The organism is Corynebacterium sp. 20-84 (assembly GCF_053479455.1).
The window spans coordinates 1-3,593 of sequence record NZ_JBRBCB010000020.1; the positions used below are offsets into that span (position 1 = coordinate 1).

2 protein-coding genes are annotated in these 3,593 nt (G+C 57.3%); both read left to right on the top strand.

Going from position 1 to position 3,593, the window contains the following annotated elements:
- Positions 1-925 (top strand): hypothetical protein (locus ACUY2Y_RS11605; RefSeq protein ID WP_448326636.1); only part of this gene is annotated, 925 nt, incomplete at its 5' end.
- Positions 926-1,426: 501 nt separating this feature from the next.
- A partial coding sequence (locus ACUY2Y_RS11610; RefSeq protein WP_448326637.1) for a Rib/alpha-like domain-containing protein occupies positions 1,427-3,593 on the top strand: 2,167 nt, incomplete at its 3' end.

Here is a 3,593-nt window from a genome sequence, read left to right on the forward strand (position 1 = left end):
GAAGCCGGCTGAGGATAAGCCGAGTATTGATGCTGGTGATAAGACCGATGAGGTTCCGGCTGATGGCTCTAAGAAGAAGCTGGATGACAAGGTCAAGAACCCGACTGAGGGTATGACTGGTGAGGTCATCGGTAAGGATGGCAAGCCGATCAAGGATGCCAAGGTTGAGGTTGATCCGGACACCGGTGAGATCACGGTGACGGTGCCGGAGGGGACCAAGCCGCAGCATGCCAAGGTTGTCATCAAGGACCAGGGCGGCAAGAAGGTCGGTGATGTCGATATCAAGATCACTTCCCCGGATCGTCCGGGTTGCACCGAGTCCCTGATTGGCTTTGGTCTGCCGTTGCTGGCTCTGATTCCGCTGGGTATTGCGTCGCAGACTGCGATCCCGGGCCTGCAGAACATTCAGGGTCAGGTTGGTCGTCAGATCCAGGATGCGAACACTGCTCTGCAGAACCAGTTGGGCATTATGGATCCGCGTCTGGCTAAGGCTTCGGCTGACTTCCAGGCTCAGCTGCGGGGTGCGGGTGCAAACCTGAACCAGGTTCTGGGTGGTATCGCGGTTCTGGCTTACGGCATCGCTGCGATCACGACGATTGCTACCAAGTGTGGTCCGGGCAACACCAAGACCCAGACCAATGTCGAGGTGTCCAGCATCTTCGGTAAGGGTTCTTCCTCTAAGGCTGATGGTGACAAGGGTTCCTCTTCCAAGGGCAAGGACAAAGGCAGCAGCTCCTCTTCGAAGGGTTCCTCTTCCAAGGGCAAGGATGAGAACAACGGTTCTTCTTCCAAGGGCTCCTCGAAGGGCAAGGACGAGAACAGCAGCTCCTCCTCTAAGTCCAAGGAGGACAAGGGCTCTTCCGAGGCTGAGGGCAAGGATGGCTCCGGCAAGGACGCTGAGGCTGAGGGCAAGAACGCTCAGTAAAGATTGAGCGGCCCTCGCTGGCTGGTGGGCCTGCGCGGCTGCTCCCCTTTGGGGGAGTGGTCGCTGGCTCTGGCTGGTGTGTTGAAATGAATCACCGCCGATCCCTACCTGAATGGGTAGTGGGTCGGCGGTGATTTTTGTGTTGGGTGCAGGGGAGGCGTCGATAAGCAATTGCGCGCTTGTCGACGCCTCCCTTTTTCTCCGCTCCCCCTAAACGGTGCACTCGCGGAAGAATCTACCAATACGATTATCCGCCGAATAACCTGGCATTTGGTGTTGATGTGACTAGGGGTATGACGTCCTCTGAACGTGTCAATACTTTATCGGTAGAGGCATTTTCTTGACGCTGTTAGCTTCGGGAGCTGTGAGGAAACTTATGGTGCTCGTATCTCGTCCTGAGTGAGGCCGTTCCATCTCACGTACGGCCCGTGTCGCCTTGCTTAAAGCCTCAGCCACGAGCCGCAACGCCATGTATGTTCACTGTTTTTCTGAAAGGAAGTCATGAACTTGAAGAAGATCACCCGCCGCCGCGGTACGACGATCGCGGCTGCGGCTTTGTCGATGGTGCTTGTCGCTCCGGCTGTCCAGCCGGTGGGAGCACCTCAGTTTGGGGCACTTGCTAATGCTCAAACCTCCGGCACGGTGGCTGCTACTCCAGTCACGGACCCGACCAAGCTGATTGAAGCGGATGGCATTGCCAACGGTTACATCAAAAAGCAAATTGACATGACCAACGCGCTGGCGGTTCTCTCTGGTGCCGTCGGCCTGAAGGAAACGACTGCGTCGAATTCCCTGAAGGGAACTGAGGGTGTCAATGACGTCACGGTGTACATGCGGTTCAAGGATGTTGACGGCACGATTTCGCCGATCTTCACCGCGAAGTCCCACCAGCTTGGCAACACCTCCGGCAACTACGCCTTCGATCTTCGCGCAAAGGACAAGGACGGCAATGTGCTTTCCCACCCGGACAGCCCTGTGCCGGGAGGCGAGTACTCCTTCGTCGACGCTAACGGTAAGCCGCACCTCTTCCGCGCTAAGCGCGGTCAGGAGTACCGCATTTGGGTTGATTCGCCGCTGAAGAATAAGGAAACCGGCAACGACCTGGGTTACGTTCGTCAGGCTGGTGGCGGTGTTCCGGGTGCGTGGGCACCTGTCACGCAGGGTAGCGCAAACGGTGCTTTCTACTTCGAGAACTACAACATGCAAAAAACGGGCGTGTTCTTGGAGGAGCGTGCGCCGAGCGTTTCGGAAAAGTCCTACATGGTGAGCCCGAACTTCTCCATGGATGGGCAAGGTTGGCGCAAGCCTGAGGGCTTGGATGCGCCGCGTTATTCCTACTTCGGTCGTGTCTGGTCTGATGCGGAGGGTGGCCCTGACCGTAACGAGACCGGCCCGCTGTACGAGTGGAAGGGTGATCAGCCGATTGCGGGTGCGAAGGTCTACGCCTCTGTTCTTTCCGACGAGGGCATTGCGGAGTTTAAGCGTCTAAAAATTGCCGATAAGCCGTTCCGTGAGCAGGCTGCCGCCACCAAGAAAATGATCGAAGACATGCGTGCGAACGGCAAGGAGCCGATCCTTAAGACCGTTGGTGCTGTAACCGATGCGGAAGGCCGTTACACCATCCGTATGGGGCAAGATGTCGGCGACCGCATGAATGACTACACCTACATTTGGGCGGAGAAGGACGGCAAGGTCCTGAACTCCTTCAGTGGCTTCCCGACGCCTGTTTTCCAGAGCGCAAATGGCAACGCGGGTGAGAACCCGAACTGGGGCGGCGCGGTCGGTATTCCGAGCTACGTCGGCAATCGTTGGTACAACATCAACTTCGCTGAAGTTCAGGCTGACGTCGCAACCTTGGACATCGTTAATTACGATTCCTTCCTCAATCCGGCGGATCTTCCGGAAGGTATCAATAACCTTGAGCCGGCGAAGATCAAGCTGACGGGTGCTCTGCCGTTCTCTGGTAATAACAAGATCCGTTGGATCGGTCCGGATGGAAAGCAGATTGGCCAAGATTGCCCGGTCAATACCCTGGCGGACGCTGAAAAATGCTCCCTGGCTCCCCAAGATTTCAAGAACCCGGGCACGTATGTCGCACAGCTGGTCAATGCGTACGACGTCGTCGTTGCTCAGGATACCTTCCTTGCGATCGACAAGGTTCGCCAGAACGGTGCATTCGAGCCACAGTACAAGGACGCTACTGCTCCTGCCGGTAAGAAGACCACGGTGGAGGCTCCGAAGGACAAGGACGGCAAGGCAATTCCGGAAGGAACCACCTTCGAGCAGGCTGTTCAGGTGACTGACCCGGAGGGCAACAAGGTCGACAAGCCGGAGTGGATCACGGTTAAGCCGGATGGAACGATCGAGGTTGCGCCGCCTGCTGATGCGAAGCCCGGCGACTACACGATCCCGGTTGTTGTGACCTACCCGGATGGTTCCCGCGAGACCATCGAGGCCAAGGTGACCGTCAAGAAGCCGGATGCGTCGGCTCCTGACGAGAAGGACAACGACAAGTTCGAGCCTGGTTACAAGGATGGTTCTGGTAAGCCGGGTGAGGATGTGACGGTTCCGGCTCCGACGTTCAAGGACAAGGACGGCAAGGAGACCAAGGCTCCGGAGGGCACCAAGTTCGAGAAGGGTGAGAATGCTCGGGATGGTGTGACGGTTG